This window comes from Kitasatospora sp. NPDC029312 (assembly GCF_055569215.1).
Window position 1 is genome coordinate 35,321 of record NZ_JBVHXY010000041.1, and the last position, 25,315, is coordinate 60,635.

26 protein-coding genes and 1 pseudogene are annotated in these 25,315 nt (G+C 74.1%); 15 read left to right on the forward strand and 12 right to left on the reverse strand.

The window, feature by feature from the left end:
- The first annotated feature begins 44 nt into the window (after positions 1 to 44).
- From ACZ4WV_RS27785 to ACZ4WV_RS27810, 6 genes and pseudogenes are all read left to right on the forward strand, one after another.
- Positions 45 to 362: a hypothetical protein gene (locus ACZ4WV_RS27785; RefSeq protein ID WP_465751337.1), complete on the forward strand. Its 318-nt coding sequence runs from the start codon at positions 45 to 47 to the stop codon at positions 360 to 362.
- 2 nt (positions 363 to 364) lie between these two features.
- Entirely contained in the window at positions 365 to 1,942 is a 1,578-nt protein-coding gene (locus tag ACZ4WV_RS27790) for a hypothetical protein (protein ID WP_465751339.1), read from the forward strand.
- Positions 1,943 to 1,973: 31 nt separating this feature from the next.
- The gene (locus ACZ4WV_RS27795; RefSeq protein WP_465751341.1) at positions 1,974 to 2,345 is read left to right on the forward strand and encodes a hypothetical protein; all 372 of its coding nucleotides are present in this window, start codon (positions 1,974 to 1,976) and stop codon (positions 2,343 to 2,345) included.
- Positions 2,342 to 2,809 (forward strand): protease inhibitor I42 family protein, encoded by a 468-nt coding sequence (locus ACZ4WV_RS27800; protein ID WP_465751343.1) that lies wholly within the window; start codon positions 2,342 to 2,344, stop codon positions 2,807 to 2,809. The genes ACZ4WV_RS27795 and ACZ4WV_RS27800 overlap by 4 nt, the downstream gene beginning before the upstream one ends.
- A gap of 66 nt (positions 2,810 to 2,875) precedes the next feature.
- Positions 2,876 to 3,022 (forward strand): annotated as a pseudogene (locus ACZ4WV_RS27805) (DNA-binding response regulator); the annotation flags it as partial.
- A 114-nt stretch (positions 3,023 to 3,136) separates the two neighbouring features.
- Positions 3,137 to 4,438: a DUF3533 domain-containing protein gene (locus ACZ4WV_RS27810; RefSeq protein WP_465751345.1), complete on the forward strand. Its 1,302-nt coding sequence runs from the start codon at positions 3,137 to 3,139 to the stop codon at positions 4,436 to 4,438.
- On the opposite strand, the gene fdhD is transcribed toward ACZ4WV_RS27810, so the two are convergent.
- Positions 4,435 to 5,340, reverse strand: coding sequence for a formate dehydrogenase accessory sulfurtransferase FdhD (gene fdhD / locus ACZ4WV_RS27815; RefSeq protein WP_465751347.1), 906 nt, complete (start codon positions 5,338 to 5,340; stop codon positions 4,435 to 4,437). The two genes, ACZ4WV_RS27810 and fdhD, sit on opposite strands and share 4 nt — an antisense overlap.
- A gap of 135 nt (positions 5,341 to 5,475) precedes the next feature.
- The gene (locus ACZ4WV_RS27820; protein ID WP_465751349.1) at positions 5,476 to 5,943 is read right to left on the reverse strand and encodes a GreA/GreB family elongation factor; all 468 of its coding nucleotides are present in this window, start codon (positions 5,941 to 5,943) and stop codon (positions 5,476 to 5,478) included.
- Between the two features lie 297 nt (positions 5,944 to 6,240).
- On the opposite strand from ACZ4WV_RS27820, the gene ACZ4WV_RS27825 reads away from it, so the two are divergent.
- The gene (locus ACZ4WV_RS27825) at positions 6,241 to 7,683 is read left to right on the forward strand and encodes a glyceraldehyde-3-phosphate dehydrogenase (RefSeq protein ID WP_465751351.1); all 1,443 of its coding nucleotides are present in this window, start codon (positions 6,241 to 6,243) and stop codon (positions 7,681 to 7,683) included.
- A gap of 145 nt (positions 7,684 to 7,828) precedes the next feature.
- The gene (locus ACZ4WV_RS27830) at positions 7,829 to 8,335 is read left to right on the forward strand and encodes a hypothetical protein (RefSeq protein ID WP_465751353.1); all 507 of its coding nucleotides are present in this window, start codon (positions 7,829 to 7,831) and stop codon (positions 8,333 to 8,335) included.
- On the opposite strand, the gene ACZ4WV_RS27835 is transcribed toward ACZ4WV_RS27830, so the two are convergent.
- The 3 genes from ACZ4WV_RS27835 to ACZ4WV_RS27845 form a co-directional block, all read right to left on the reverse strand.
- Positions 8,318 to 8,464, reverse strand: a complete 147-nt coding sequence (locus ACZ4WV_RS27835; RefSeq protein WP_465751355.1) for an alpha/beta fold hydrolase — start codon at positions 8,462 to 8,464, stop codon at positions 8,318 to 8,320. The two genes, ACZ4WV_RS27830 and ACZ4WV_RS27835, sit on opposite strands and share 18 nt — an antisense overlap.
- The gene (locus ACZ4WV_RS27840) at positions 8,461 to 9,258 is read right to left on the reverse strand and encodes an alpha/beta fold hydrolase (protein WP_465751357.1); all 798 of its coding nucleotides are present in this window, start codon (positions 9,256 to 9,258) and stop codon (positions 8,461 to 8,463) included. Before ACZ4WV_RS27840 ends, ACZ4WV_RS27835 begins: the two co-directional genes overlap by 4 nt.
- Positions 9,259 to 9,346: 88 nt before the next feature.
- Entirely contained in the window at positions 9,347 to 9,910 is a 564-nt protein-coding gene (locus ACZ4WV_RS27845) for an RNA polymerase sigma factor (protein WP_465751359.1), read from the reverse strand.
- A gap of 859 nt (positions 9,911 to 10,769) precedes the next feature.
- On the opposite strand from ACZ4WV_RS27845, the gene ACZ4WV_RS27850 reads away from it, so the two are divergent.
- Positions 10,770 to 11,318 carry a hypothetical protein gene (locus ACZ4WV_RS27850; RefSeq protein ID WP_465751361.1) on the forward strand — a complete coding sequence of 183 codons (549 nt, stop codon included), beginning with the start codon at positions 10,770 to 10,772 and terminating at the stop codon, positions 11,316 to 11,318.
- Positions 11,319 to 11,331: 13 nt separating this feature from the next.
- On the opposite strand, the gene ACZ4WV_RS27855 is transcribed toward ACZ4WV_RS27850, so the two are convergent.
- From ACZ4WV_RS27855 to ACZ4WV_RS27865, 3 genes are all read right to left on the reverse strand, one after another.
- On the reverse strand, positions 11,332 to 11,640 hold the full coding sequence (locus ACZ4WV_RS27855) for a hypothetical protein (RefSeq protein WP_465751363.1): 309 nt from the start codon (positions 11,638 to 11,640) through the stop codon (positions 11,332 to 11,334).
- 161 nt (positions 11,641 to 11,801) lie between these two features.
- Complete coding sequence (locus tag ACZ4WV_RS27860; RefSeq protein ID WP_465751365.1) at positions 11,802 to 13,106, reverse strand: chitinase; 1,305 nt, start codon at positions 13,104 to 13,106, stop codon at positions 11,802 to 11,804.
- 335 nt (positions 13,107 to 13,441) lie between these two features.
- The gene (locus ACZ4WV_RS27865; RefSeq protein ID WP_465751367.1) at positions 13,442 to 14,338 is read right to left on the reverse strand and encodes a LysR family transcriptional regulator; all 897 of its coding nucleotides are present in this window, start codon (positions 14,336 to 14,338) and stop codon (positions 13,442 to 13,444) included.
- Positions 14,339 to 14,512: 174 nt separating this feature from the next.
- Between ACZ4WV_RS27865 and ACZ4WV_RS27870 the strand changes: the two genes are divergently transcribed.
- From ACZ4WV_RS27870 to ACZ4WV_RS27880, 3 genes are all read left to right on the forward strand, one after another.
- On the forward strand, positions 14,513 to 15,433 hold the full coding sequence (locus tag ACZ4WV_RS27870; RefSeq protein ID WP_465751369.1) for a DMT family transporter: 921 nt from the start codon (positions 14,513 to 14,515) through the stop codon (positions 15,431 to 15,433).
- A 172-nt stretch (positions 15,434 to 15,605) separates the two neighbouring features.
- A complete protein-coding gene (locus ACZ4WV_RS27875) occupies positions 15,606 to 16,547 on the forward strand; it encodes a GNAT family N-acetyltransferase (RefSeq protein ID WP_465751371.1) in 942 nt (313 codons plus the stop codon).
- Positions 16,540 to 17,328: an aminotransferase class IV gene (locus ACZ4WV_RS27880; RefSeq protein ID WP_465751373.1), complete on the forward strand. Its 789-nt coding sequence runs from the start codon at positions 16,540 to 16,542 to the stop codon at positions 17,326 to 17,328. Before ACZ4WV_RS27875 ends, ACZ4WV_RS27880 begins: the two co-directional genes overlap by 8 nt.
- A gap of 345 nt (positions 17,329 to 17,673) precedes the next feature.
- On the opposite strand, the gene ACZ4WV_RS27885 is transcribed toward ACZ4WV_RS27880, so the two are convergent.
- Both ACZ4WV_RS27885 and ACZ4WV_RS27890 read right to left on the reverse strand, forming a co-directional pair.
- Complete coding sequence (locus ACZ4WV_RS27885) at positions 17,674 to 18,582, reverse strand: diacylglycerol kinase (RefSeq protein WP_465751375.1); 909 nt, start codon at positions 18,580 to 18,582, stop codon at positions 17,674 to 17,676.
- Positions 18,579 to 20,201: an FAD-binding oxidoreductase gene (locus tag ACZ4WV_RS27890; protein WP_465751377.1), complete on the reverse strand. Its 1,623-nt coding sequence runs from the start codon at positions 20,199 to 20,201 to the stop codon at positions 18,579 to 18,581. The genes ACZ4WV_RS27885 and ACZ4WV_RS27890 overlap by 4 nt, the downstream gene beginning before the upstream one ends.
- A gap of 20 nt (positions 20,202 to 20,221) precedes the next feature.
- On the opposite strand from ACZ4WV_RS27890, the gene ACZ4WV_RS27895 reads away from it, so the two are divergent.
- Together ACZ4WV_RS27895 and ACZ4WV_RS27900 are read left to right on the forward strand one after the other, a co-directional pair.
- Entirely contained in the window at positions 20,222 to 20,821 is a 600-nt protein-coding gene (locus tag ACZ4WV_RS27895; protein ID WP_465751379.1) for a TetR/AcrR family transcriptional regulator, read from the forward strand.
- Positions 20,818 to 22,479, forward strand: a complete 1,662-nt coding sequence (locus ACZ4WV_RS27900; protein WP_465751381.1) for a glycerol-3-phosphate dehydrogenase/oxidase — start codon at positions 20,818 to 20,820, stop codon at positions 22,477 to 22,479. Before ACZ4WV_RS27895 ends, ACZ4WV_RS27900 begins: the two co-directional genes overlap by 4 nt.
- Positions 22,480 to 22,584: 105 nt before the next feature.
- Here the strand turns inward: ACZ4WV_RS27900 and ACZ4WV_RS27905 are convergent, their stop codons facing one another.
- The gene (locus ACZ4WV_RS27905) at positions 22,585 to 22,878 is read right to left on the reverse strand and encodes a hypothetical protein (protein ID WP_465751383.1); all 294 of its coding nucleotides are present in this window, start codon (positions 22,876 to 22,878) and stop codon (positions 22,585 to 22,587) included.
- 289 nt (positions 22,879 to 23,167) lie between these two features.
- Here ACZ4WV_RS27905 and ACZ4WV_RS27910 point away from each other — a divergent pair, with 289 nt between their 5' ends.
- Positions 23,168 to 23,743: a TerD family protein gene (locus ACZ4WV_RS27910; protein ID WP_465751385.1), complete on the forward strand. Its 576-nt coding sequence runs from the start codon at positions 23,168 to 23,170 to the stop codon at positions 23,741 to 23,743.
- Positions 23,744 to 23,854: 111 nt separating this feature from the next.
- Here the strand turns inward: ACZ4WV_RS27910 and ACZ4WV_RS27915 are convergent, their stop codons facing one another.
- On the reverse strand, positions 23,855 to 25,135 hold the full coding sequence (locus ACZ4WV_RS27915; protein WP_465751387.1) for an FAD binding domain-containing protein: 1,281 nt from the start codon (positions 25,133 to 25,135) through the stop codon (positions 23,855 to 23,857).
- Between the last annotated feature and the right edge of the window lie 180 nt (positions 25,136 to 25,315).

A 25,315-nucleotide genomic window follows, 5' to 3' on the forward strand; every position in this document is an offset into this window, starting at 1 on the left:
CCGGCGATCTTCGGACGGTATGACGGGGAACCGGGGGAGCGGGTATGGGTAGCGACGGTGCCGGGACGGGGTTCAGTGCGCATCCGGACAAACTCGGGGACGCGGGGGACCGGTTGATCGCGGCGGGGCAGGACGTGCGCTCGGTCAAGGAGGCGCTCGGGAAGTTGAACGTGTCGGATCCGGCGGTGTTCGGCGACTACGCGGGTGACGCGGTCAAGACCTTCTGGTCGGCCTGGCAGGACGAGCTCGGGGTGAACCTCGATGCGCTGACCGACCTCGGGGGCAAGGTGCACACCAGTGCGACCAACTACGCCACGACGGATCACGGTGTCGAGAAGCAGTACCGGAAGCCGGGGGCCTGACCATGCCCGACCACGAGATGAACCCGCTCGGCGTCGACCCGGGCACCCCGCTGCAGCAGGTCGAGTCGCTGAAGAAGACCATCGACGAGTCGCACGGCATGTGGGGCGCCGGTGACCTGAAGTACGCCGTGCACGACGCCCTTCAGCTGCCCGCGCCCAAGGGTGACTCCGCCAAGGTCGCCGCCGTCGCCGCCGCCTACAACACGGCGGTCAGCCAACTGGACCAGATCCAGATGAAGGTGGCGCAGGTCAGCACCCAGCACCTGCCGGACGCCTGGACCGGGCAGGTCGGTGAGAAGGCCGCCGAGGTGGTCAAGGCCTCCGCCGACGACCTGACGCGCTGCGGTGACGCGATGGAGAAGGGCCGGCAGCAGCTCAGCGCGCTGGCGACCGCGCTGAGCGAGGCGCAGACCCTGCACGGGCAGGGCGCCGCTCCGCTGAGCGAGGCGCTGAAGCTGCTGCACGACATCACCATCAGTGGCGCGCCCGACCCGGTCAACTGGGACGACGACAAGATGCACACCGCCCACGCCAAGGCGAAGGAGGGCATCAAGTCGATCTACGACGCCGCGGTGAAGGCCGAGACCGCGGGCCGGACGGCCGCCCGCGAGCTGAACGCGCTCGCGGACAAGGCGCTGGCCGGCAAGTTCAAGAACAAGGGCCTGGGCGCGGAGGACAAGCTGGTCCTGGTCGACGCCTCGATCGCCGGCAACGAGAGCGACGGCACCATCCTGACCGAGGCCAACGCCGTGCGGGCCTCCCAGCTGATGGACCAGATGAGCGACGCGGACCGGGCCCGGTTCGACCAGCTGCTGGCCGGCAGCAAGTCCCCCGAAGAACGCGCCTACCTGATGAAGGCGCTGGCCGCCGGGCACAGCTACGACGAGATCAAGACCTTCGACGACCAGATCCACGACCACGCGGACGATCCCGGTTGGCTGGCGACGCGGATCTCCCCGGTCCAGCTGGACTCGTCCACGCCCGGCCAGAGCGCGACCGGCTACGGAGGCGTGGCCTGGGACCAGGGCCAGCACAGCACCTGCGTGGCCGCTTCCACGGTTACCGCCCGGGCGATGGTCGACCCGCTGTTCGCCTTCCAGCTCACCACCGGGGGGCACCCCGGCGATCCGGCGTACGACAACGGGCAGGCCGCGAAGGACCGTTGGGACAAGGAGACGAACCGCGTCTACGACTCCCGGTCCTGGATGCACCTGGGAGGGGACGGGATGTGGGACTGGGAGTCCAAGGACATCGCCAACTCCGAGATCGGTGACCACACCGGGGCGGGCTACAAGAACGTGGACCTGGAGGGGCCGGACCAGCGCAAGGACGTGCTGGCGCAGGTCGAGTCGTCGGTGGACCAGGGCAAGCCGGTGCCGATCTCGGTCCAGAACGACAAGTTCTTCCCGGACGGCCACCAGATGATGATCATCGCGCACCGCGGGGACCAGCTGGAGATCTACAATCCCTGGGGCTACACCGTCTGGGTCAGCGAGGACGACTTCGTCCACAACCACCTGGGGGGCGCCACCCAGGGCGACGAGCTCCCCATCGCCAACAGCGTCCGGATGCCCAAGTGAGGCTTGAGAGTTGAGCGCCAACCAGCAACCCATGAGCGACGACCGGCTGGCCGAGCTGGACGTCGGGGTCCTGCTGCGCTTCGGCCTGCCGGCCCCCGGGGTGGTCCGTTCCACGCTGTTCGGCGACGGGGCGGTGGCCGCGGCGATCGTCGCCGACCGGCTCGGCGTGCTGCCGCGCGCCGTGGTCTTCCTCGGTGAGGTGGTCCGCGCCGGCGGCACGGCGTTCGCGGCGGAGCTGCCCGAACCGCTGCCCGGTCGGGCCGCCGCGGTGGCCCGGGACTGGCTGGCGGCGGCCGCCGCAGTCGTGCAGGACCCCGCGGGGGACCAGCTGGTCGCCCGCTGGCTCGACGCGGTCGCCGCCGTACTGGCACTGCGCGTCACCGACCGGGAGGCGGACTCGTGAGGAAGAAGTGGCAGCGGATCGTCCTCGTCGTGGTCGTCCTGCTGGCCCTCGCCGGGACGGCGGGCGCGGTGGCGATCCACCGGATGACCACCGGCAAGCTCGACCACGGCACCGTGTTCACCGCGGCCTCGGGTGAACTCTCGGTCAAGCCGGGCGAGTTGTTCTCGGTCGAGGTGAGCGCTCACCGCGGCCAGGGCGACGTCTGGACGCTGGCCGACCCGGCCCCCGACGCCGCGGTGGCGCAGAGCGTCGGCGACGAGTACGTCCGGAGCTTCGACTGGGCGAACCTGGGCGGCGCGGTCGGCTCGGACTCCGGCGGCCACTACTACTTCGTCTTCCGGGCCGCCCAGCAGCCCGGCCGGACCACCGTCACCCTGCACGTCGCCTACCGCGACCGTGGCGGCATGACGTTCTCGGGAGGACCGGAGCAGACCAAGCGCCAGTTCACCGTCAAGGTCGGCTGAGCCCGGCACCCTTCGGGGTGGGCCCAGGCCCACCCCGACCGGGGGTTCAGGCGTATTCCGCCGCCCCTCGCCCGGCGGCTCCACTCCAACGAGGGCGCGGTCAGCAAGCACACCTCCAACATGTTCGCGAAGCTGGGATTCGGCGCCTCGGACGACGACAACCGGCGGGTGCTCGCGGTGTCGGCGTACCTCAACGGGACGCGTTCGGCCTGACGGGCCGGTACTCGGCCGTGCGGGTGACGCGGGTTTGGCGGCCCGGCCGCCACGGAACGACTTCCGGCCGTACCGGCGGCGGCACCAGGACAGTGCCCGGAACCGAGGGATGGCATGGCGACCGCAGGCTCCCAGGAGGCTCCCCGCCAGGCGAGGGCGCTGGCGCTCGCCCGGCACCCGAAGATCTGGCTCTTCCCGGGCGTGCTGTGCGCTGTGGTGGCCGTGGTGCTCTCGCTCCTCTACATGGGCGGCATCATCAACCCGACCGGAAACCTGCACCGGCTGCCGATCGCCCTGGTGAACGCGGACCAGGGGCCGCCGCCCCCCGGCCGACCGGTGAACCTCGGCACCGAGCTGACCCGGGCGGTGGTCGCCGGCACCCCCGACGACACCGTCAACTGGCGGCAGACGGACACCGGCGGGGTCAGTGACCTGCTCGCCTCCGGCAAGGTCTACGCCGCCCTGCTGGTACCGAAGGACTTCACCGTCACCGTCACCAAGCTGGCCACCGGCGGGGCCACCGAACGCCCCACCCTGACCATCCTCACCAACCCGGGCCTCGGCAGCCTCGGCGCCTCGATGGCCACCCAGACCGCCCAGACCGCCGCCCACCAGGCCTCGGCGGCGGTCGGCCGGCAACTGCTCGCCGCCGTCCCGGCCGCCAAGGCCCCGGGCCCGGACACCGGCGCCACCGCCCGGCTGCTGCTCGCCGACCCGATCACCGTCACCACCCAGGTCGGCCACCCGATCGGCAGCCACAGCGGCCTCGGCCTCAGCGCCTTCTACTACGCCCTCCTGGCCGTGCTGACCGGCTTCATCGGCGGCAACATCATCCACAACGGCGTCGACGGCGCGCTCGGCTACAGCGACAGCGAGATCGGCCCCTGGCACACCCGCCGCCCCACCGTCCCGATCAGCCGCACCCAGACCCTGCTGCTCAAGATGGTCATGACGGCCGGGATCATGCTGCTCACCACCTCCCTGGTGCTGCTCTGCACGGTCGTCATCCTCGGCATGGACGCCCCGCACCAGGCGATGCTGTGGCTGTTCGCCTACTGCGCGAGCGTGGCCGTGGGCCTCGGGGTGCAGGCGATCAACGCCGCCTTCGGCGGGATCGGGCAGCTGGTCTCCATGTTCGTCTTCATCGCCCTGGCCCTGCCCTCCTCCGGGGCCACCGTCCCGCTCCAGGCCGTGCCCGACTTCTACCGCTTCCTCGGCATCTTCGAGCCGATGCGCCAGCTCAGCGACGGCATCCGGGCGATCCTCTTCTTCGACGCCCGGGGCGACGCCGGGCTGGCCCGGGGCTGGACCATGATCGCCATCGGCGTGGCGCTCGCCCTCGCCTTCGGCTTCGCGATGACCCGCTACTACGACCGCAAGGGCCTGCACCGCTGGACGCCCCAGCCGTCGGACTAGCCGGGCGGCCGGCCGTCCCCGGACCCAGACCCGGCCACGGACCCGGACCCGGACCCGGACCCGGACCCGGACCCGGCCTGGAGGCTGATCCGGTCCGTGCGGGTGTAGACGTTCATCGAGTCGCCGCGCAGGAAGCCGACCAGGGTCAGCCCGGTCTCCTCCGCGAGGTCCACCGCCAGCGAGGACGGCGCGGAGACCGCGGCGAGCACCGGCACGCCCGCCATCACGGCCTTCTGCACCAGCTCGAAGGAGGCCCGGCCGCTGACCATCAGCACCGTGCCGCGCGCCGGGAGCAGGCCCTCGCGCAGCGCGTGACCGACCACCTTGTCCACCGCGTTGTGCCGGCCCACGTCCTCGCGCAGGCACAGCAGCCGCCCCTCGGCGTCGAACAGACCGGCCGCATGCAGACCGCCGGTGCTGTCGAAGACCTTCTGGGCGGCCCGCAGCCGGTCGGGCAGCGCCGACAGCAGCTCCGGGGTGACGCGCAGCGCGTCCTCGGCGACGCTCCACGGCGCGGTGGTGCGCACCGCGTCCAGGCTGGCCTTCCCGCACAGGCCGCAGGAGGAGGTGGTGTAGAAGTTGCGCTCCAGCGAGGCGTCCGGGGCGGGCACCCCGGGGGCGAGCACGACGTCCACCACGTTGTAGGTGTTGCCGCCGTCGGCGGTGGCTCCGGCGCAGTAGCGGATCCCGGCCAGCTGGTCGGCCGCGTGCAGCACGCCCTCGCTCACCAGGAAGCCGGCCGCCAGGTCGAAGTCGCTGCCGGGGGTGCGCATGGTCACCGTCAGCGGGCGCCCGCCGACCCGGATCTCCATCGGCTCCTCGGCCGCCAGGGTGTCCGGGCGGTGCGAGGCCACGCCCTTGCGCAGCCGCAGCACCCTGCGCGGTACGGTCACTCGGCCCATCGTCGTCGGCTCCTCGGTGGTGTCGGTCCGCGCTGGTCGGCTCGCGTTGGTCGGCTTGCGCTGGTCGGCTCGCGCCGTCCGGTCCGCGCTGTTCTCGTGACCGACTCTACGGAGGCCGACCGTACCCGGGGCGGGCTATCCCGCGCCGCCCACCGACAGCACCACCGCGCTGGCCGCGCCGCCCGGCGTCTCGTAGCGCACGGTGTCCCCGGCGCGGCGGCCCAGCAGCGCCTTCCCGAGCGGACTGTCCGCCGTCACGAGGGTCAGCTCCCGCTCCTCCGCCAGCTCCGAGATCTCGACCGTCTCCTCGGCGCCGTCCCCGAACCGCAGGGTGACCGCCGAACCCACCCCCACCACCTCCGTCGACGGAGCCCCGGCCGCCCCGGCCTCCCGCAGCCGCGCCTCCAGCTCGGCGATCCGCCGCTCCAGCCGCGTCACCTCCGACGCCCGCTGCAACTCGTCCGCCGCATCCGCCCGGTCTCCCACCGTCTCCCCGCCCCGCAGCGTCGCGGCCACCTCCCCCCGCTCCTCCCGCAGCCGCGCCAGCTCCTCCCGCACGGCACGCAGCCCCTCGGCACTGATCGGTTCCGGCCCACCGCTCATCGCAGGCTCCCGGCTCTCTCGCGGAACGCTCGAACACGGCCGTCTCCCATTACCCCACCCCACCGCACCCCGGGCAAATCCTCCGCAGCAGCAGGCCCGGGACGCGCGGGCCGGTTCGCCAAATCCCCTGCCCCGGGCGGGCGCTGGGGGTGGCGATGATCACCTCGGCCGGCCGGGGCGCGGGGGAAAGCGCAGGTGGGAGGGGCGGGGCAGCGGGGTGGAGGAGGGACCGGCCGCTGGGGCGGGAACGGGCGAAGCTACCATGTGGGCAACACCCTCAGCTCGAAAGATGGACTTGTGACTGTCAACGACGACGTGTTCACGGACTGGAAGAACCGCGAGGAGATCGCGGAGTCGATGATCCCGATCATCGGGCGGCTGCACCGGGAGAAGGACGTCACCGTCCTGCTCCACAGCCGGTCCCTGGTGAACAAGTCGGTGGTCAGCATCCTCAAGACGCACCGCTTCGCCCGGCAGATCGCGGGCGAGGAGCTCTCGGTCACCGAGACCATGCCGTTCCTGCAGGCGCTGACCACCCTGGACCTCGGCCCCTCGCAGATCGACCTCGGGATGCTCGCCTCGACCTACCGGACGGACGACCGCGGTCTGTCGGTGGAGGAGTTCACCGCCCAGGCCGTCGCCGGTGCCACCGGTGAGAACAAGCTGGAGCGCCGGTCCGCACAGGACGTCGTGCTGTACGGGTTCGGTCGCATCGGCCGCCTGGTCGCCCGCCTGCTGATCGAGAAGGCCTCCGGCAACGGCCTGCGCCTGAAGGCCATCGTCGTGCGCAACGGCGGCGGCGACGACCTGGTCAAGCGCGCCTCGCTGCTGCGCCGGGACTCCATCCACGGCCAGTTCCAGGGCACCATCACCGTCGACGAGGCGAACAACAAGATCGTCGTCAACGGCAACGAGATCACGGTGATCTACTCCGACGACCCGAGCAAGGTCGACTACACGGAGTACGGGATCAAGGACGCGATCCTGATCGACAACACCGGCAAGTGGCGCGACCGCGAGGGCCTGTCCAAGCACCTGCGCCCCGGCATCGCCAAGGTCGTGCTGACCGCCCCGGGCAAGGGCGACGTGCCCAACATCGTGCACGGCGTCAACCACGACATGATCAAGCCGGACGAGCAGATCATCTCCTGCGCCTCCTGCACCACCAACGCCATCGTCCCCCCGCTGAAGGCGATGGAGGACGAGTACGGCGTGGTCCGCGGCCACGTGGAGACCGTCCACTCGTTCACCAACGACCAGAACCTGCTGGACAACTACCACAAGGCCGACCGCCGTGGCCGCTCCGCGCCGCTGAACATGGTGATCACCGAGACCGGTGCCGCCTCGGCCGTCGCCAAGGCCCTGCCGGACCTCAAGGCGAAGATCACCGGCAGCTCGATCCGGGTGCCGGTGCCGGACGTGTCCATCGCGATCCTGAACCTCCAGCTGAAGCGCGAGACCAACCGCGAGGAGGTCCTCGACTACCTGCGGGACATCTCGCTCACCTCGCCGCTGAAGCGCCAGATCGACTTCACCGACTCGCCCGACGCCGTCTCCAGCGACTTCATCGGCTCGCGCCACGCCTCGATCGTGGACGCCGGCGCGACCAAGGTCGAGGGCGACAACGCGATCCTCTACCTGTGGTACGACAACGAGTTCGGCTACTCGTGCCAGGTCGTCCGGGTCGTGCAGTACATCTCGGGTGTCGAGTACCCGACCTTCCCGGCGCCGGCGGCCTGACCGGCCGGCAGTACGGTTTCGACGGGGCGGTGACCGGTTGGTCGCCGCCCCGTCGGCGTTGTCGGCGTTCTCCGGGCGGTACGGTCTTCGGTGGGCTCGGCTCGGGTGCCCGGCTCGGGTGCTCAAGGCGGCGGGAGGGGTGGGGATGGCGGACGGGTGGCCGACGGTCGAGTTGGACCCGGTGCGGCGGCTGCGGGTGCTCGCGGCCGCCGGGGCCGGGAGGCCGCTGTTCGCGGAACGGCGCCTCGCGGCCGGCTTCGACGCGGTGTGGGCGGTCGCGAGCGACCTGTCGGGTGAACTGCCGGGACTGGTCCGTGGATTGCGCTCCTTCGGGGTCGGCCCGGCGGCTGGGCTGGGGGACGGCCGAGGAGGGCGGTTGGAGGGGCTGGCCGTGAGCGTGGTCGGTCACCGTGAGCGGTTCGAGATCGTGCTGCGGGACGGCTGGTGCCTGATGCAGAGCCGGGTGCTGCTGGGTGGGATGGCGGCCGTGCCCGACGGCACGGGGACGCGGTTCGCCCTGCTCGCCGGTCTGCGGGTGCCGGGCGCCGGGCCGGTGCAGCACCTCCTCGGCGGACTCACCGAGCGGCGCGGCGAGGTGCTGCTGGACCGGCTGGAGCGCCGGGTGGCCGAGCGGTCAGGAGCGCGACAGTAGACGACGGACGGCTTCGGCCACCGCCTCGGGGTGCTCGTGCGGGAGGAAGTGGCCGCAGCCGGGCAGGACTTCGGCCTTCAGGTCGTCGACGGGGGCGCCGGCCGGGGAGAGTAGCGACGGGCGGATCACCGGGTCCTGCTCTCCGCCGAGCAGCAGGGTGGGGACGGTGAGCCGGCGCCGGCGGAACCTGCCGAGCGCCAGCCGCGGAATGTCCCGCACCACGAACCCCCAGTGCAGGCGCTCGGCCGCGCGGGCCGCTCCGGGGGTGCTTCCGGTGCTGACATACTCGTCCGACTCGGCGGCGGGCCAGGGGTGTTCGGTGGCGGTGGCGCGCCGTAGGAGGTAGCCGAGGAGGTCGGGGCGGTGCCGGACGATCCGGCGGCCGATGCCCGGGTACTCCAGCAGGGCGGTGTACCAGAACCGCCAGGCGGTGCCGAGCAGGGCGCGTTGGCGCGGCCAGGGTGGGTCATGTTCAGCGCCACGAAGCCGGTGAACCGCTCCGGCGCGCTCAGGGCCAGCTCGAAGCCCGTCCAGGCGCCCCAGTCGTGGCCGACCAGGCCCATCCGGTCCAGGCCGAGCCGGTCGAGGGCGGCGAGGACGAGGCGGGCGCGCTCGTCGGTGGTGTAGCCGTGCCGGGGCGCCTCGGACCAGCCGAAGCCGGGCAGGTCGAGGCAGAGCAGCCGGAACTCACCGCCGAGCAGCGGGATCACCTTCCGCCAGGCGTACCAGTGCTGGGGGAAGCCGTGCAGGAGCAGCAGCGGTACGCCGACGTCCCGGCCGGCTTCGGCGAGGTGGAGGCGGACGCCGTCGGCGTCGATCCAGCGGTGACGGACACCGGGCAGGTCGGGCGCGTCGGGCGGGTACGGCGTGCCGGACGCGTCGGGGGCGTAGGGCGGGTAGGGCAGTGGGCGCGGGGTGGTCATCGGGGGTCTCCCTTCTGGAGGTGGTGTCAGAAGAGGAGAGGGCGTGGGCGGGCGTTGCAATCCCAGGGGTCCGGGCATTTCTTCGGGGTCAGGGGCGTTCGGCGCCCCAGGCGGTGCGGAAGCCGTGGCGGGCGCGGAAGAGTCGTGAACGGACCGTTCCGAGCGGGAGGTCGAGGATCTCGGCCACGGAGTTCTCGTCCATACCCTCGACGTGGCGCAGCGTCAGGACGGCGCGGTGGTCGGGCGGCAGGCGTTCCAGGACGTCCCGGATGTCGGTGGCCAACTCGGGGTCGCGTTCGTCCGGTGGGTCGGTCGGGTCGATGGGGCCGACGGGGCCGGTCCGGCCGGTCGGGGCGATCGAAGCGGTCGGTCGCAGGGAACGGCGGGCGGCGAGGCGGACGGCCTCGCGGACAGCGATCGTCCGGGCCCAGCCGAACAGGGCCTCGGGGGTCCTGAGCCCGCGCAGACCGCGGACGATCGCGATCATCGCCTCCTGGGCGGCGTCGGGGGCGTCCTGGAGGACGATCGGGGCGCAGACCCGGCCGACGTACGGCATGAGCAGGGTGAGCAGCTCGTCGAGGGCCAGAGCGTCGCCCTGCTGGGCTGCTCGGACGAGTGCGGCGAGGTGGTCCTCGTGGTCGTGTTGCGGCATCCCGCCCCCAGTTGGCGCTGTCGGACCAGGGTGGACGGTACCGGACCGAAGGTGGGGGGTGTGGGGGGCGGGGGGTGGCTCTCGGGAGGGTGGGTGCGGGGGCGGCTCCGGGGGTGGCCGCTCCGGGGGCTGGGTGATTTCAGACTGCCCATTCCGGCGGTGGGGCGTTGAGACCGTTGGCAGTCTGAAAATCACCCGTCATGCCCCTCTCCGGGCCACCCCCTGCGCCGCCCCCTCCCGCAGCGCGTCCCTCTCGCCGGAGCGGGGTGAGGGGTGGGGAGGGGTTGCTGGGGGTGGGTTGGTGCTGGTTGGAGGGGTTGTTTTGTTGCGGGGGCGGGGGGGGTTCCGCCCCCCCCCCCCCGGGGGGGGGGGGGGGGGGGTTGGGGGGGGGGGGGGGGGGGGGGGGGGGGGGGGGGTGGTTGGGGTGGTGGTTGGGTGGGGTGTGTCTGTTGGGGTGTGTGCTTTTTTCCCTCGCCCCCCCCCCCCCCCCCCCCCCCCCCCCCCGCTGGGGTGGGGCGGTTCGTGTGCGGGGAGGGTGGGGTGGGTGGGGTGGTGGGTGGTCGTTATCTTGAGGGGTCACGGACAGGTGTGAGGAGTGGGGATGGGCATGGGGATGGGTGGTCGGCGGGTGGCCGCTGGGGTGGCGGTCGGGGTGCTGGTGGGCGTGCTGGCCGGGTGTTCGTCGGGGGGATCCGAGGGGGCCGGGGGTCGTTCGGGGGTGGCGAGTCCGGCGGTGACGACTGGGGCGGGTGGTCCGGGGGTGGCGTCGGGTTCTGTTGCAGGGGCATCGGCGTCCGGTGCTGCGTCCGGTGCTGTGCCGTCGGGGGCTGGTGCCGCTTCGGCCGGGAGTGGGGCGCCGGTGCCGTCGGCCGCTGCGGGGGCGCCGGGGGCGGACCTGGAGGCGGCGTTGTTGGACGACAAGGTGGTCGGGCAGGTGCTGCCGGATGCCAAGGCGATGGCCGGGTGGGACGAGGAGAAGCGCAAGGTCGACACCGCGGACCATGCCGTCACCTGCACGGCGTCGGCGCCGTGCACGGGCAGGCCGCTCAGCGGGTCGGTCCGGTTCTCCTCGGGTGATCTGGTGGCGCGTTTCCTGGTGGACACCCTGCCCAGCCGGGACGCGGCCAGGAGCCGGCTGAAGGAGGCCTACGCGTCGTACCCGGTCGGGCCGTTCCACCAGGTCGACGCTCCGGCGCTGGGCAGTGAGAGCCAGGCTTTCGTCGGGCCGCTGTCGGCGGGGGACGGCGTGAGCTTCGTGGTCCGGTCGGGCACCGTGGTGGCGAGCGTGACCACCGAGGGCGGGCCGGTCGACGTGGCCGGGACGCGGCGGTTCGCGGCGATGCTGGTGAAGCGGATCGAGCAGGCGCAGTCGGGGAGGACGCCGGACGCCGGGCTCGGGCCGGCCTGACCCGCTCCGGCGCCTACAGTCCGAGTGCCAGGAGGGTGTCCACCGCGCAGTGCGGCACCCGCCAGCCGGGCAGCAGGCCGTCCGGGCCGGTCAGGCCGGCGCAGGCGGTGATGACGGCGGCCTCGGCGGCGAGCAGGTGGTCGGCGAGGACGAAGACCACCCCGTCGACCGTGCCCGGGCCGACGAGGATCCGGGCGTGGTCGATCCGGGCCGGGCTGCCGAGGGCGTGCGCCAGTCCGGCACGAAGGGCCTCCGGGGTGGGCGGGCGCTCGGCCCCCGGGGTGTCGTCCGGGGCGCGGAGGTGGAAACGAATCGCGTGCACGGTAACAAGACTGACGGATCGTCGGCCGTGTCGGGTGGTCCTGGGACTGTCAGGAAACTGTCAGGCAGCAAGTTGTCACCCCCCTGGCGGGGCGGTTCGCCGCCGGACGCGGCAGGGGCGGGCGTCGGGCGCCCGCCCCTGCGTGCGGTCGGGTGTCGCGGTCAGCAGGGTCCGTCGTCGGCCCAGACGCCCCACTGGCCGCTGGCGGTCGGCACCTCGTTCAGCGTCCACCACTTGGCGTGGTAGTTGTGGCCGTTGTACGAGACCTTGTTCCCCGCGGTGTACGTGGTGCTGGCGCTCCAGGCCGGTGCGGTGCAGGTGCCCGGGCCGGGCGGGGGCGTCGTGGGCGGGGTGGTGGGGGGTGTGGTCGGCGGGGTGGTGGGCGGGGTCGCCCCGGCGAACTTCACCGTGTACTTGGTGAAGTCCCAGTCGCTCTGCGCCACGCTGGAGCAGGAGCCGGACAGCCCCGGGTCCACCGGGCCGGGGCACTGGCGGTCCCGGTTCACCGACCAGAAGGTGTACCGGGCCAGGCCGTGCGCGGTGGCGAAGTCCAGCACGGTCTGGAAGTCCGCCTGGCGGAAGTACTCGGCGGCGTCGGTGCGGCCGTTCATCATCGACACGCCCTCGTGGGCGTACGCGGTGGCCTCGTTCCAGCCGAAGGTGGCCTGGAGGATCTGGTTGAACTTGACCAGCGCGTCGGTCTGCGCGGCCGCGCCGTTGAAGCCGCCGTCGAACGGCATGATCGAGTAGTTGTCGGGCGTGAAGCCCTGGGACTTGGCCTCGTTGAGCATCTGGGTGCCGAACCAGCCGGTGCCCGCGTTCGTCCCGGCGGTGGTGATCGAGACGTAGAGCCCGGGGTTGTTCTGCTGGAGGATGCGGGCCGCGCCGATCTCGTTGTGGATCGCGGCGGTGTTCTCGTACTCCGGCTCCTCCAGGTCGAAGTCGATCGCCTTGAGGTTGTACTTGGTGATCACCTTCTGGTACCCGGCGGCGGTCGCCTCGGGCGTGCCGCAGACCTGCCCGAGCTTGGTGCCGCCGTAGCCGCCGACCGACACCGAGACGTCCCCGCCCTTGCCGCGGATCGTCTGGATCACCGCCGGCATGGTGGTGTCGCCGTCGATTGAGGAGGTGCCGCCCCAGGCGGGCGAGCAGCTGTTGCCCTGGGCGAGGATGAAGGCCAGCTGGAAGGCCTTCTGCCCGGTCGCGTCCATCACGGCGGCGGCGTCCGGCGGGCTGTTGTCCTCGGGCATCAGGTACGGCGCCGAGGCGTACCAGTTGCTGCCCAGGCCGGCGGTGGCGACGGTGTCGGCCGAGGCCGCGCCGGAGCCGGCCAGCGCGCCGACACCTCCGGCGACCAGGCCGAGCACCCCGGCCACGGCGAGCGCGGCCCGGGACCGGCGCGAGGTCGGCGCGGAGCGCCGCTGCGGGGGGAGTTGGGGGAGCTGTGGGGGAACAGCGCGTTCCATCGGCAGCCTTTCCAGGAAGCGGCGGTGGGGGAGACGGCCTGCTCACGCCGGGTGTGGGGGTGGCGTGACGGCCGAACGGACCGTCGGCGGCGGGCAGTTGCCGAAGGTCCTCACTGGTATAGACCTGTTAGGGAAGGATGGTCAACCCCTGGAACGGTCAAGCCGCCCGCCTGCGGCCTGAACCCGGCTACCTGTGGCGCGGCGCCGCGGCCGGGAACGGGAACGGGAGGGGGAGGGGGGGCCGGGCCGGCGGCCTTGTGGGTCCGCAGCACGGGGGCGGACTCCAGACCGGTGATCGCCGTGATGTCGCCTAGTACCCGGAGTGGGCCGGGCGGTCAGACCAGGGCCGCCGTGCCTGCGCCCGTGCCCACCGCCACGCCCGCGAGGAGCCCGCTGACCGCCGGGGACCAGGGCCGGCCGGCCGGGCCGGTCAGGGTGAGCGTCCGGTGCACGGCCGGGCGGATCGGCACCAGGACGCAGTCCGGCGGCAGCATGGTCAGCGCCAGCGCCGGCATCACCGAGACCCCGACGCCCGCGTGCACCATGCCGATCAGCGTGTTGAGGTCGCGGATCCGGTGCCGGGGCGTGAAGCGGGTGCCGGCCCGCCGGAAGGCCTCGCGGATGTGGCGTTCGCAGCCGCCCTCGGAGAGCAGGAAGTCGTCGTCCTCCAACTCGCCCACGTGGATGGACTCCTGGCCGGCGAGCGGGTGGTCCCGGCGCAGCAGCGCGTGCATCGAGTCGGCGCCGAGCGCGACCGCACCGGGCGGCAGCGGGCCGGCGTCCACCAGCACGGCGGCGTCCACCGTGCCGGCCTCCAGCCAGGTCGGCAACTCGGCATCCTCGCCCTCGAAGAGCCGTACGGTGACCTGCGGGTGCGCCGCCTTCCAGTCCCGCAGCAGCCCGGGCAGCAGCGCCTGGCAGACGGTGGTCGGCGCGGCCAGCCGGACGGTGCCGGCGAGGCCGCCGGTGTGCCGGGTGGCGATGGTGCGCACGGCGGCGGCGGAGGCGACCGCGGTACGGGCGTGCGGCAGGATCCGCTCGCCGAGCGGGGTGGGCCGGCACGGGGTGCCGCGCCGCAGCACGGGCGAGCCGAGGGAGCGCTCCAAGGCGGCGACGGCGTGGGAGACCGCGGACTGGCTGATGCCCAGTTCGTCGGCAGCCGCGCCGAAGCCGCCGGTGTCGGCGACCGCGACCAGCGCCCTGAGCTGGGCCAGATTGACCTCCGAGGCCATGAGACTTCCTCATCCTTCCCTCAGCGCCACTTGTTGGACTCATGCTCGGCCGCCGGGCCACCCTCTGTCCAGAGCGGTGGCGGCCGCCTCCGAACGCGGCCGCTCAGGAAAGCCGCCGCTCGAGAACGCCGCCGCTCAAGAAGGCGCAGCGGAACGGACGGGGAGGTGGTCGGGGTGCGGCGCTGGTTGCCGGGCTTCGTGGCACTGTCGGCGATCTGGGGCGCGAGCTTCGCCCTGATCAAGGTGGCGGTCGACGCGGGGGTCCCGCCGGTCTGGGTGGCGCTGTGGCGCAGCCTGCTCGGCGCGGTTACCCTGTGGGCGATCCTGCTGCTGCGCGGGGAGCGGGTGCCGCGCGACCGGGCGGTGTGGGGGCACTCGGCGGCGGTCGCGGTGCTGCTCAACACCGTGCCGTTCGCCCTGTTCTCCTTCGGTGAGACCGGGGTGAGTTCGGTGCTGGCCGGAGTGATGAACGCGACCACTCCGCTGTTCACCCTGCTGTTCGCGGTGCTCACCGTGCCCGGGGAGCGCCGCCCGGGCGCGCGTCGGCTCGGCGGCCTCGCGCTGGGCTTCGTCGGGGTGCTGACCGTGCTGGGCGTCTGGCGCGGTCTCGGCTCCGGTGCGACCACCGGCGCCCTCGCCTGCCTGTCCGCCACCTGCTGCTACGGCGCCGGTTTCGCCTACCTGCGCCGCTTCCTGTCCGGCCGCCCGGAGTCCGTGACCGCTCTGTCCGCGCTCCAGATCGGCTGCGCCACTGCCGAGCTGGCCCTGGTCGCCCCGCTCGCCGCGGGCGCCCCGCACTGGCCGGGTGCCTTGGCCGCCGCCGCCCTGCTGGTCCTGGGCGCCCTCGGTACGGGCCTGGCGTACCTGCTCAACCTGGGCCTGGTCCGCGCGGCGGGTACCGCCGTGGCCTCCGCCGTCACCTACGTCACGCCGCTGTGGTCCACGGCGCTGGGGGCGGCCTTCCTGGCCGAGCCGGTCGGCTGGAACGCCCTGGCCGGTGGCGCCCTGGTGATCGCCGCGGTCGCCCTGGCCCGGCCGCGCACGGCGGAGGCCGTCGGTGCCGCGCCCCCGAAGGAGCGTCAGCCGGCGGGTTAGCGCGACCGGCGCGACGCGTCGGGGAGCGCTGCCGCCTGCCCGCGTCGTCCTCGCCGTGCCGGTGGTTCCCGGACGGCGGGCGGCTGCCCGTCGGCCGCGCCGGCGACGACGCCTGACGGTCGGTGTTCGGCGGATTACGGTTCGTGCCCGATGGCCCGCTATCGTGGCGTGGATGAGGTCGTGGGATGCCGCGGTGGAGCGGGCACAGGGGCGGTTGGCCGCGGGTGAGCGGCTGCGGGCGGCGATGGAGGGTGAGGAACGGCGCTTCGCCCTGTGGGACTTGGCGTCCCTGGTGGAGGGCGAGCTGGCCGAGCTGGTCGACCCGGACGGGCTGACGCCGGAGGCCGAGCGCGGCTGGCGGGAGCGGCTGGGGGAGAGCGGGCGGGAGTGGCCCGGTGGCGAGCTGTACCGGCGGCGGTACTGGATCCGGGACGAGCGCGGGGAGGTCGTCGGCACCGTCGCGGTGGACAACTGGACGAAGGGGCCGAGCCAGCTCGCCGTCAGTTCCCTGTACGTCAGGCCCGGAGCGCGCGGGCGCGGGCTGGCGGCCGCCGCGCTGGACGAGGTGTACGCGGCGGCCACCGCCGAGGGATTGCCGGGGTTCCGGCTGGAGGCGCACTGGAGCTGGCAGGCGGCGGTCCGGTACTACCTGCGCCGGAGGCTCTGGGTGGTCGGCTGGAAGCGGTCGCTGTCGCTCGCCCGGATGCCGCAACTGCCGCCGTACCGGGTGCGCGAGGAGGACGGGCGGCTGCTCCTGCTGGTCGCCGACCGGCAGCGCGGCTGGGTGCCGATACTGGCCGCCGGGCGGGAGGGCCGCTGGCTGCGGCTGGACGAGACCGCCGACTACCGGGGCTGCGACGGCTGGGTGCACGAGTACGCGCGGTCGACGCTGGCCCTGCACCTGGCGCTCGCCGGGTGGCCGATGGTGCGCGGGCCGCAGTGGTGGGCGGAGGCGTGGCGCTGGTCGGAGGCGGGGGAGCCGGAAGGGCTGGCGTACAGGATCGAGCAGTTCGAGCAGGAGGCCCGTGGCGCGGGCCGCCGGGTGGTGGGCCCGTACCGCCAGGCGCCGGCGCCGGAGGCTACCGCGCAGCTGGCAGACTCGGGGGATGGCTGAGATCGAGATCGACGGCGCGCCCGCCGACCCGGCGCGGCTGGCCGCCCTGGGGCTGCTCAACTACGGGCACTTCACCACCCTACGGGCGGAGGCGGGCCGGGTCCGCGGTCTGGCGCTGCACCTGGACCGGCTGGTCCGGGACTGCCGGACGCTGTTCGGCACCGGGCTGGACCGGGCAGTGGTCCGGGAGCGAATCCGCGCCGTACTGCCCGCCGACGGCGGGCCGGTGGTCGTCCGGGTCACCTGCTACGACCCGGCGCTCGGCCTGGAACGCCCCGCCGCACCCGCCGCGCCGGCCCTGCTGGTGACCACCCGCCCGGTCGCGACGGCCGAACCCGGGCCGCTGAAGGTGCGGACGGCGGTGTACCGGCGGGAGCTGCCGGAGGTGAAGCACGTCGGCCTGTTCGGCCTGGTCCGCCACCGCCGGCTGGCCCAACTCGACGGCTTCGACGACGTGCTGCTCACCGGCGAGGACGGCCGGGTGATCGAGGGCGCCACCTGGAACGTCGGCTTCCTGGCCGGGGAGCGCCTGGTCTGGCCCGAGGGCCCCAGCCTGCCCGGCGTCACCGAGGCGCTGCTGGCCGGCGCGTACGGCGGCCCGCAGTCCCGCGAGCCCGTCCACGCCGATCGGCTGGACGCCTTCGACGCGGCGTTCGCCGTCAACGCGGGCGTGGGCGTGCGCCCGCTCGCCGCCGTGGACGGCACCGCCTTCGACCCGGCCCACCCCCGGCTCGCCGAACTGCGGGCCGCCTACCGGGGGATCGCCGCCGAGACGGTGTAGGCGCCGTGGGCGGCGCGGCGGTCGCCCGATCGATCGACCGGAGGACGGCGGCCGGCCTCCACCGTCGACGGGCAGCTGCCACGGAGCAACGCCAGGGAACTCTGGCGGGGGCTGCCGCGGGCGGTTCGGAGGCAGGTGATCGCGGCGGCCCGCCGGGGGCGCGCCTGGGAGGACCGGCGGGTGGCGGGGGTGGCCGTGGGCTGGGCCTGGCAGGTGCGGGGAGCGACGACGTCCGGTCGGTGATCCCGGCCGGGCCGGCTCGGGGCGCCTGCGCGGTGAGCCCGGCGCGGGAGCGGTGGCGTCATCCCGGGGCCGTGCCGGGCCGCCGGCTGACGGCTCGCGGCCTCACGCCACGAGCAGCCGCAGGGCCTCCCGTACCACCGTGACCTCGACCGGCAGGGCCGCGATGAACTCCCCGTCGGCGTAGGCCGTGATGCCCGGGGAGTCGATCCGCAGCGAGGCCGTGCGCAGGGTGGTGACCTGCGGGTGGGTGATGTGGGTGCCCTTGAAGAGGGTGGGGAGGAAGCGGGCGATTCGCAGCCGGGGCATGGCGTCGACCAGGGTGACGTCGAGCAGGCCGTCGTCCGGGAGGGCGGCGGGGCACATCAGCATGCCGCCGCCGTAGCTGCGGGTGTTGCCGACGGCGGCCAGGGTGAGGTCGCGTTGGAGGACGGTGCCGTCGGCGAGGGTGATCCGGAACGGCAGCGGGCGCAGGTTCACGAACTCGGCGAGGATGGCGAGGTTGTAGCGCATCCGGCCGCGCGGCCAGCGCAGCCGGTTGGCGCGGTCGCTGACCAGGGAGTCGAAGCCGGTGGCGAGGACGGAGCCGTACCAGCGGACGGCGCCGTCGGGGCCGGTGATCCGGCCGAGGTCGATGCGGCGCGTCCGTCCGGCGGCGATGACGTCGGCGGCGGCCGCGGGGTCGGTGATCGGCAGGCCGTACTCGCGGGCGTGGTCGTTGCCGGTCCCGGCCGGGATCACGCCGAGCGGGACGGGCGTGCCGGCCAGGGCCTGGAGGGCGAGGTTGATCATGCCGTCGCCGCCGACCACGACCACCGCGTCGACGCCGTCCGCCGCGGCCTCGCGGGCCAGCCGGACGGCGTCCTCGGCGGAGCGTCCGGCCTGCGGTTCGACCTCGACCCCGAGGGAGCGCAGGCGGGCGATCGCCCGGCGGGCAGCGGGTTCGGCGTGGCCGACGCCCGCCGCCGGGTTGGTGAGAACGGCGACCCTGCGGACGGTTCTCGGGCCGTTCACGGGATCAGCTTGCCCGGGTTGAGGATGCCCGCCGGGTCGAGTTCGGCCTTGACGGCGCGCAGGATCCGCACGCCCAGCTCGCCGATCTCCTCGGTCATCCAGGGCCGGTGGTCGGCGCCGACCGCGTGGTGGTGGGTGATGGTGCCGCCGGCGCCGAGGATGGCGTCCCCGGCGGCCCGCTTGGCGGCGGCCCAGCGGGTGAGCGGGTCCTCGCCGAGGGCGGCGACGACGGTGAAGTAGAGCGAGGCACCGGTCGGGTAGACGTGCGAGATGTGGCAGAGCACCAGGGCGCCGGGCAGGGCGCCGGTCAGCGCCTCGGTGACGGCGGTGCGCAGCCCCGCGAGGGCGCTCCACTCGGCGGCCGTCTCCAGAGTCTCGCACAGCGCCCCCGCGTTGAGCAGGGAGTCGCGCAGGTAGGGGGCGTTGAACCGGCCGTGCTCCCAGGCGCGGGCGGGCTCCTCGCCGAGCGAGGTGCCGCCGGCGGCGAGCAGCGCCTCGCGGGTGAGCTGCTGCCGGGTGGCGACCTGGGCGGCGCTGCCCTCGAAGACGGTGACGGCCAGGCAGCCGCTGACGGCCGGGGCGCCGCCGATCTGCTCGGTCATGGCGAGGTTGACCATGGTCTCGGCCTCGTCGGACAGCCGGATCACGGTGGGGCCGGTGCCCTGCTGTTCGACGGCGCGCAGCGCGGCCGCGCCGGTGGCGAAGTCGGGGAAGCTCCACGCCTCGTAAGCCTTCGCGGCGGGCAGCGGGTGCACGCGCAGCCGGACGGCGGTGATCACGCCGAGGGTGCCCTCGGAGCCCAGGAAGAGCTGGCGCAGGTCGGGGCCGGCGGCGGAGGCGGGGGCGCGGCCGAGGTCGAGCACTCCGGCGGGGGTGACCACGCGCAGGCCGCGGACCATCTCGTCGAAGCGCCCGTACCCGGCGGAGTCCTGGCCGGAGGAGCGGGTGGCCGCGAAACCGCCGATGGTGGCGAAGCGGAAGCTCTGCGGGTAGTGGCCGAGTTCCCAGCCGCGTTCGGCGAGCAGGGCCTCCGCCGCGGGGCCGGTCAGGCCGGCCTCGAGGACGGCCTCGCCGGAGGTCTCGTCCAGGTCGACCAGCCGGTCGAGGCGGCGCAGGTCGAGCGAGATGACGGCCCGCAGGGCGCCGCGCTCCGGGTCGAGGCCGCCGACGACGCTGGTGCCGCCGCCGAACGGGACGACGGCGATACGCAGTTCGGCGCACCGGGCGAGGACGGCGGCGATCTCCTGCTCGCTGCCGGGCACGACCACGGCGTCGGGCGCGTCCTGCGGCTCGCGGCTGCGGCGGCGCAGCAGGTCGGGCGTGGACTTGCCGCCGGCACGCGGCAGGCGGTCGGCGTCGGCGGCGCTGACGTGCGCCTCGCCGACGGCGGCGGCCAGGGCTGCGAGGTCCTCGGCCGTGATCCGGGAGGGGCGCAGCACGACCTCGTCGGCCCCCGGGCCGGGAGCGGCGTCGCCGGTGACCCCGAGGGCGGCGGCGAGCAGTCCCTTGATGTCCGCGGACAGCTCCTTGGCGAGGGTCGGGTCGCCCCAGGCGTCCCACTTCATCGGGGGGAGCGGCAGCGCGGCGTTCGCCGGTCCCGCTTGCGTCTCAGGTGCCATGCGTTACAGTTTCACACATCATGTCAAGTAGTAACGTCGAACCCGCCGAGGCCCAGCAACCCCGCAGCACCGACGACGCGATCCTGGACGCCGCCGCCGACCTGATCGTCCACCTCGGTGTCCGCCGCACCCAGTTGGCGGAGATCGCGCGCCGCGCCGGGGTCAGCCGACCGACCGTCTACCGGCGCTGGCCGGACGTCCGGGCGGTGATCGGGGCGCTGCTCACCCGCGAGATCCTGGCCAGCCTGGAGGGCGCCGCGCTGGACGTCCACCACCGGGAGACCCTCGTGGAGCGGGTGGTCGAGGTCTCCGTCCGGCTGCGCGACCACCCGGTGCTCGGCGCCCTGCTCCGCTCCGACGACTCCGACCTGCTGCTCCAGTACGTGGTCGAGCGGCTCGGCACCAGCCAGCGCGGCCTGTTGGAGGCGCTGCGCACCGGCATCGAGCAGGGGCAGGCCGGCGGCTCGATCCGGGCCGGCGAACCGACCGAACTGGCGGCGATGGTCCTGCTGATCGCCCAGTCCACCGTCCAGTCGCACCGCATGGTCGCCTCCCTGCTCCCCGAGGCGGCCTGGCGGCGCGAACTGGCCAGAGCGCTGAACGGATACCTCGCGCCATGACCCCCTCCGCCGGTTCGTCCGGCCACCGCCCGGCAGGCCCGTCCGCGGGTGCCGCCGCAGCGTCCTCCACGGGGCCCTCCGGGGGCCCCTCCGCGGCCCTCTCCGTCGGCCCGTTCGCCGGGACGAGCCGGCTGAACGCCGCCCGCCGGACGTTCGAACTCCAAGCGCTCGGCGACGACCCGCGCATCGACCTGCTGGTGATCGGCGGCGGCGTCACCGGCGCCGGAGTGGCCCTGGACGCCGCCTCGCGCGGCCTGCGCACCGTCCTGGTCGAGGCCCGGGACCTCGCCTTCGGCACGAGCCGCTGGAGCTCCAAACTGGTGCACGGCGGCCTGCGCTACCTGGCCTCCGGCCGGATCAAGGTGGCTCGGGAGAGCGCGGTCGAGCGCGGCGTGCTGATGACCCGCACCGCCCCGCACCTGGTCCACCCGCTGCCCCAACTCGTACCGCTGATCCCGGACTTGCTGCGCCCCGGCCAGGCCTCGCTGATCCGCGCGGGCTTCCACGCCGGTGACGCGCTGCGCCTCAGCGCCGGAACGCCGGGCGCCCTGCTGCCCCGGGTGCGCCGGGTCGACGCGGCCCGCGCCAGGCAGCTGGTTCCGGGCGTACGGACGGCCGGGCTGCGCGGGGCACTGGTCGCGCACGACGGCCAACTCGTGGACGACGCAAGGCTGGTGGTGGCCCTGGCGCGCACCGCCGGGCAGTACGGCGCGAGCGTGCTGACCAGGGTGCGGGCGGAGGCCGTCACCGGCACGTCGGCCCGACTGGTGGACACGCTCACCGGCCGGCAGCTGGACGTCACGGCGGGCGCGGTCGTCAACGCCACCGGCGTGTGGGCGGGCGAGGTGGACACCTCGATCACGCTGCGGCCCAGCCGCGGCACCCACCTGCTGGTGGACGCCGCCGCCCTGGGCCACCCGGTCGCCGCGCTCACGGTGCCCGTGCCCGGCTCCGTCAGCCGCTTCGTCTTCGCTCTGCCGCAACAGCTCGGCCGGGTCGCGATCGGCCTGACCGACGAGGACGCCCCGGGCCCGATCCCGGACGAGCCGCAGCCCTCCGAGGCCGAGCTGACCTTCCTCCTCGACACCGTCAACGCCGCCCTCGCCACCGCGCTGACCAGGGAGGACGTGCGCGGCGCCTACGCCGGACTGCGCCCGCTGATCGACACCGGGGGCGGCAGCACCGCGGACATCTCCCGGGAGCACGCGGTGCTGGAGTCCCCGTCCGGGGTGATCACCGTGGTCGGCGGCAAGCTCACCACCTACCGGCGGATGGCCGAGGACGCGGTGGACGCCGCCGTGCGCCTTCGCGGGCTCCCTGCCCGTACCTGCTGGACGGCCCGCCTGCCGCTGGTCGGCGCCCCCGGCCACCGCGACAGCCGCCCGGCCCCGGCCGGGCAGGTGCCCGCCCCGGTGCCCGCCTCGCTGCTCGCCCGGTACGGCGGTGCGGCCCACGAGGTGCTGGCGGCGGGGGAGTTGACGCCGGTGGTCGACGAACTCGACGTCACCCGGGCCGAGATCGCCTACGCCGTCACCCACGAGGGCGCCCTCGACGCGGCCGACGTGCTGGACCGCCGGACCCGGATCGGCCTGGTGAAGGAGGACGCCGAGCGGGCCCGGAAGGCGGTCGAGGAACTCGTCGCGGAGAACGCCCGGTAGCCCGGTGGGCCGGCGGGAGGGAGGGCGACGGCCGGGGACGGGCCGTTACGAGCGGCCCTCGGCCGGCGCCCGCAAGCTCCGGGGGTGCGGCCCGACCGGCCGGCCTCAGCGGGCCGTGCGCTCCGGCATCGGCTGTTCCGTCCCCGCGACCGCTAGCACGCAGCTCAGCGGATGCTCCGCCCGGCCGGTGCGGTCCAGGGTGACGGCGAGCGGCTGCGGGGGCTCCTCGGGCAGCTGGCCGGAGAGCGTCAGCGGGTAACTGCCGTGCCCGTGGACGCGGTGGAAGGCGCACTCCTTGCCGTCCACCAGCAGCTCGGTCTCGGTGATCAGGCCGGAGCGGACGTTGACGGTGACCGAGTGCCCGGCCCGGTCGACGTGGAAGCTGTACCGCTGGCGCATCGGAACCTCCCGCCAGAGCCTCACATCAGGGCGAATCCGCCGAAGCGGCGAGAACGGCCGGAAGTGACCGGAGTGGTCAGAGCGACCAGGGCCAGTCTAGGGCGGCCGTACGGACTCGGCGCCCCGGCCGTACCGTCCGGTACCGTCCCGCGTGAGCGGGGCGGGAACGGGTGGCGGTTCCGGTGTTTGCCCCTGAGAAATCCCGGGGCCCGGGCCCGCCTGCAGACGGATTCTCGTGATCTCTACAGTGCTGTAGATTCGTCCACAGGGAGAGATCGAGGAGGGCATTGTGGGAGTTTCGCTGGCCAAGGGCGGCAACGTCTCGCTGAGCAAGGAGGCGCCGGGCCTGAGCGCCGTGATCGTGGGCCTCGGCTGGGACGTGCGCACCACCACCGGGGCCGACTACGACCTGGACGCCAGCGCGCTGCTGTGCAACGCGCTCGGGAAGGTGGTCTCCGACCAGCACTTCGTCTTCTTCAACAACCTGCGCAGCCCCGACGGTTCCGTCGAGCACAGCGGCGACAACCTGACCGGCGGCGGGGACGGGGACGACGAGCAGATCAAGGTCGACCTGGCCCGGGTGCCGGCGGACGTCGTCAAGGTCGTGTTCCCGGTGTCGATCTACGACGCCGACGCCCGGCTCCAGAACTTCGGGCAGGTCCGCAACGCCTTCATCCGGATCGTCAACCAGGCCAACGGCCAGGAGATCGCCCGCTACGACCTGAGCGAGGACGCCTCGACCGAGACCGCGATGGTCTTCGGCGAGCTGTACCGCAACGGCGCCGAGTGGAAGTTCCGTGCCATCGGCCAGGGGTACGCCTCCGGCCTGCGCGGCATCGCCACCGACTACGGCGTCAACGTCTGACGGTGGCAAGGGTGGTGACGGGGGATCGGCGGCCGAGGCGCTGCCGGGCTGCCGGCTGACGGGACGGGCTGACGTGCTGCCGGGCCGACCGGGCCGCCGGAGTGGCCCCGCTCAGCCGGCCCGCCCGAGCGCGTGGCCGCCGAACCCCCCGCCGCCGGTGAGCTGGTCCCGCCACCAGGCGGCCATCGCCGGCTCGTCCATCCCCGACCAGTCCGGCGCCTCGGTGACCTGGGCCCGGCCGAGCGTGCGGCCCAGGTCCACCAGAGCCCGCCCGGCCGCGCTCGTCTCCCGGTCGTACTCGGCGAGCACGGACGACCAGGAACCGTCGCCCAGCCGTCGCCCCGCCAGCTCGAAGGCGTGGGCGTCCTGGAGGGCCTTCACCGCGCCGCTGGTGTTGTGCGGGCGGACGATCGTCGCCGCGTCCCCGCCGATGAGCAGCCGGCCGGCCGTGCGGCGCGGGACCGCCAGGTCGTAGACCGGCTGGAGCAGGGTCCGTTCGCGCGGGGTCAGCGCGACCACGCCGGCCCAGTACGGCGGCAGGTGCCGCTCCGCGAACTGCCGGAGCCCGTCCAGCTGTCCGGCGCCGAGGGCGCCCGCGGCGACGGCGGTCGGGCCGTCCAGGCGCAGCCAGGCCGGGGTGGGGGTGTAGAAGACCCAGTTCACCTGGGTGCTCCCGGGGGCCAGCCCGGGGATGCGGTAGGCCACGAGCTGGCCGCCGCGGTAGCAGACGGTGACGCACTCGTCCTCCGGCCAGACCCCGGCCCCGCCGGGCAGTTCCGCCAGCAGGGCGGAGTCGAAGCTGCCGCGCCAGCACACGTACCCGGCGTACTCGGGCGCGGCCTGCGGGCAGACGGCCGCGCGGACCACCGACCGGTAGCCGTCCGCGCCGATCACCAGGTCGTACGGGGTGCGGGTGCCGTCGGCCGATTCGACCCACCCACCGTCGTCGCCACCGCCACCGCCACCGCCACCGCCGCGGCCGTCGCCGCCGCCGACCGCCGTGACCGTCGTGCCCAGCCGGTACTCCACAGTGTCGGGCGCCCGCTCCCGCAGGGCCTGCCAGAGCACGGCCCAGTGGTGGGAGTGGAACGGGAACGGTTGGGCCCACAGCAGCCGCCCGCGCCCGTCCGGGCCCTCGCCTCCGCCGATCCCTCCGTCGTCCGGCCCCCGGGTGAGCCAGCTTCGCACGGTGAGGCGGTGGCGGCGGGTGTCCGGGGCGAGGTGTCCGGCGTCGACCAGCTCCGCGAAACGGTCGTTGTGGGTGCAGATCCCCAGGCCGCGGTCCTCCAGCCGGCCGGGGCTGCGCTCCAGCACCACGACCCGTTCCGCCCCCAGCCGGGCGGCGGCCCCGGCGAACGCGCTTCCGGCGATGCTGCCCCCGACCACGGCCACCGAGCCACCCCGCACGGCCGCCCCCTCCCATGAGTCCCCGATGTCCGGAGGCGTCCCGACATCCGGTCGTCCGGCTGTCCGGCTCTCCGGATTCCGAGACAGGACGATACGCCGTCCGGCAGCGGCGCGGAGGCCCATCGGAGCCCGCTATGCAACTAGTTGCATAGCGCTCCGGCCGTC

Coding starts and splice junctions, on each gene's coding strand:
- ACZ4WV_RS27895 (WP_465751379.1), top strand. CDS start 20,222: ATGTCAAGTAGTAACGTCGAACCCGCCGAGGCCCAGCAACCCCGCAGC.
- ACZ4WV_RS27890 (WP_465751377.1), bottom strand. CDS start 20,201: ATGGCACCTGAGACGCAAGCGGGACCGGCGAACGCCGCGCTGCCGCTC.
- ACZ4WV_RS27845 (WP_465751359.1), bottom strand. CDS start 9,910: ATGCCGCAACACGACCACGAGGACCACCTCGCCGCACTCGTCCGAGCA.
- ACZ4WV_RS27790 (WP_465751339.1), top strand. CDS start 365: ATGCCCGACCACGAGATGAACCCGCTCGGCGTCGACCCGGGCACCCCG.
- ACZ4WV_RS27810 (WP_465751345.1), top strand. CDS start 3,137: ATGGCGACCGCAGGCTCCCAGGAGGCTCCCCGCCAGGCGAGGGCGCTG.
- ACZ4WV_RS27840 (WP_465751357.1), bottom strand. CDS start 9,258: ATGACCACCCCGCGCCCACTGCCCTACCCGCCCTACGCCCCCGACGCG.
- ACZ4WV_RS27905 (WP_465751383.1), bottom strand. CDS start 22,878: ATGCGCCAGCGGTACAGCTTCCACGTCGACCGGGCCGGGCACTCGGTC.
- ACZ4WV_RS27860 (WP_465751365.1), bottom strand. CDS start 13,106: ATGGAACGCGCTGTTCCCCCACAGCTCCCCCAACTCCCCCCGCAGCGG.
- ACZ4WV_RS27785 (WP_465751337.1), top strand. CDS start 45: ATGGGTAGCGACGGTGCCGGGACGGGGTTCAGTGCGCATCCGGACAAA.
- ACZ4WV_RS27875 (WP_465751371.1), top strand. CDS start 15,606: ATGAGGTCGTGGGATGCCGCGGTGGAGCGGGCACAGGGGCGGTTGGCC.
- ACZ4WV_RS27820 (WP_465751349.1), bottom strand. CDS start 5,943: ATGAGCGGTGGGCCGGAACCGATCAGTGCCGAGGGGCTGCGTGCCGTG.
- ACZ4WV_RS27865 (WP_465751367.1), bottom strand. CDS start 14,338: ATGGCCTCGGAGGTCAATCTGGCCCAGCTCAGGGCGCTGGTCGCGGTC.
- ACZ4WV_RS27880 (WP_465751373.1), top strand. CDS start 16,540: ATGGCTGAGATCGAGATCGACGGCGCGCCCGCCGACCCGGCGCGGCTG.
- fdhD (WP_465751347.1), bottom strand. CDS start 5,340: ATGGGCCGAGTGACCGTACCGCGCAGGGTGCTGCGGCTGCGCAAGGGC.
- ACZ4WV_RS27795 (WP_465751341.1), top strand. CDS start 1,974: ATGAGCGACGACCGGCTGGCCGAGCTGGACGTCGGGGTCCTGCTGCGC.
- ACZ4WV_RS27830 (WP_465751353.1), top strand. CDS start 7,829: ATGGCGGACGGGTGGCCGACGGTCGAGTTGGACCCGGTGCGGCGGCTG.
- ACZ4WV_RS27900 (WP_465751381.1), top strand. CDS start 20,818: ATGACCCCCTCCGCCGGTTCGTCCGGCCACCGCCCGGCAGGCCCGTCC.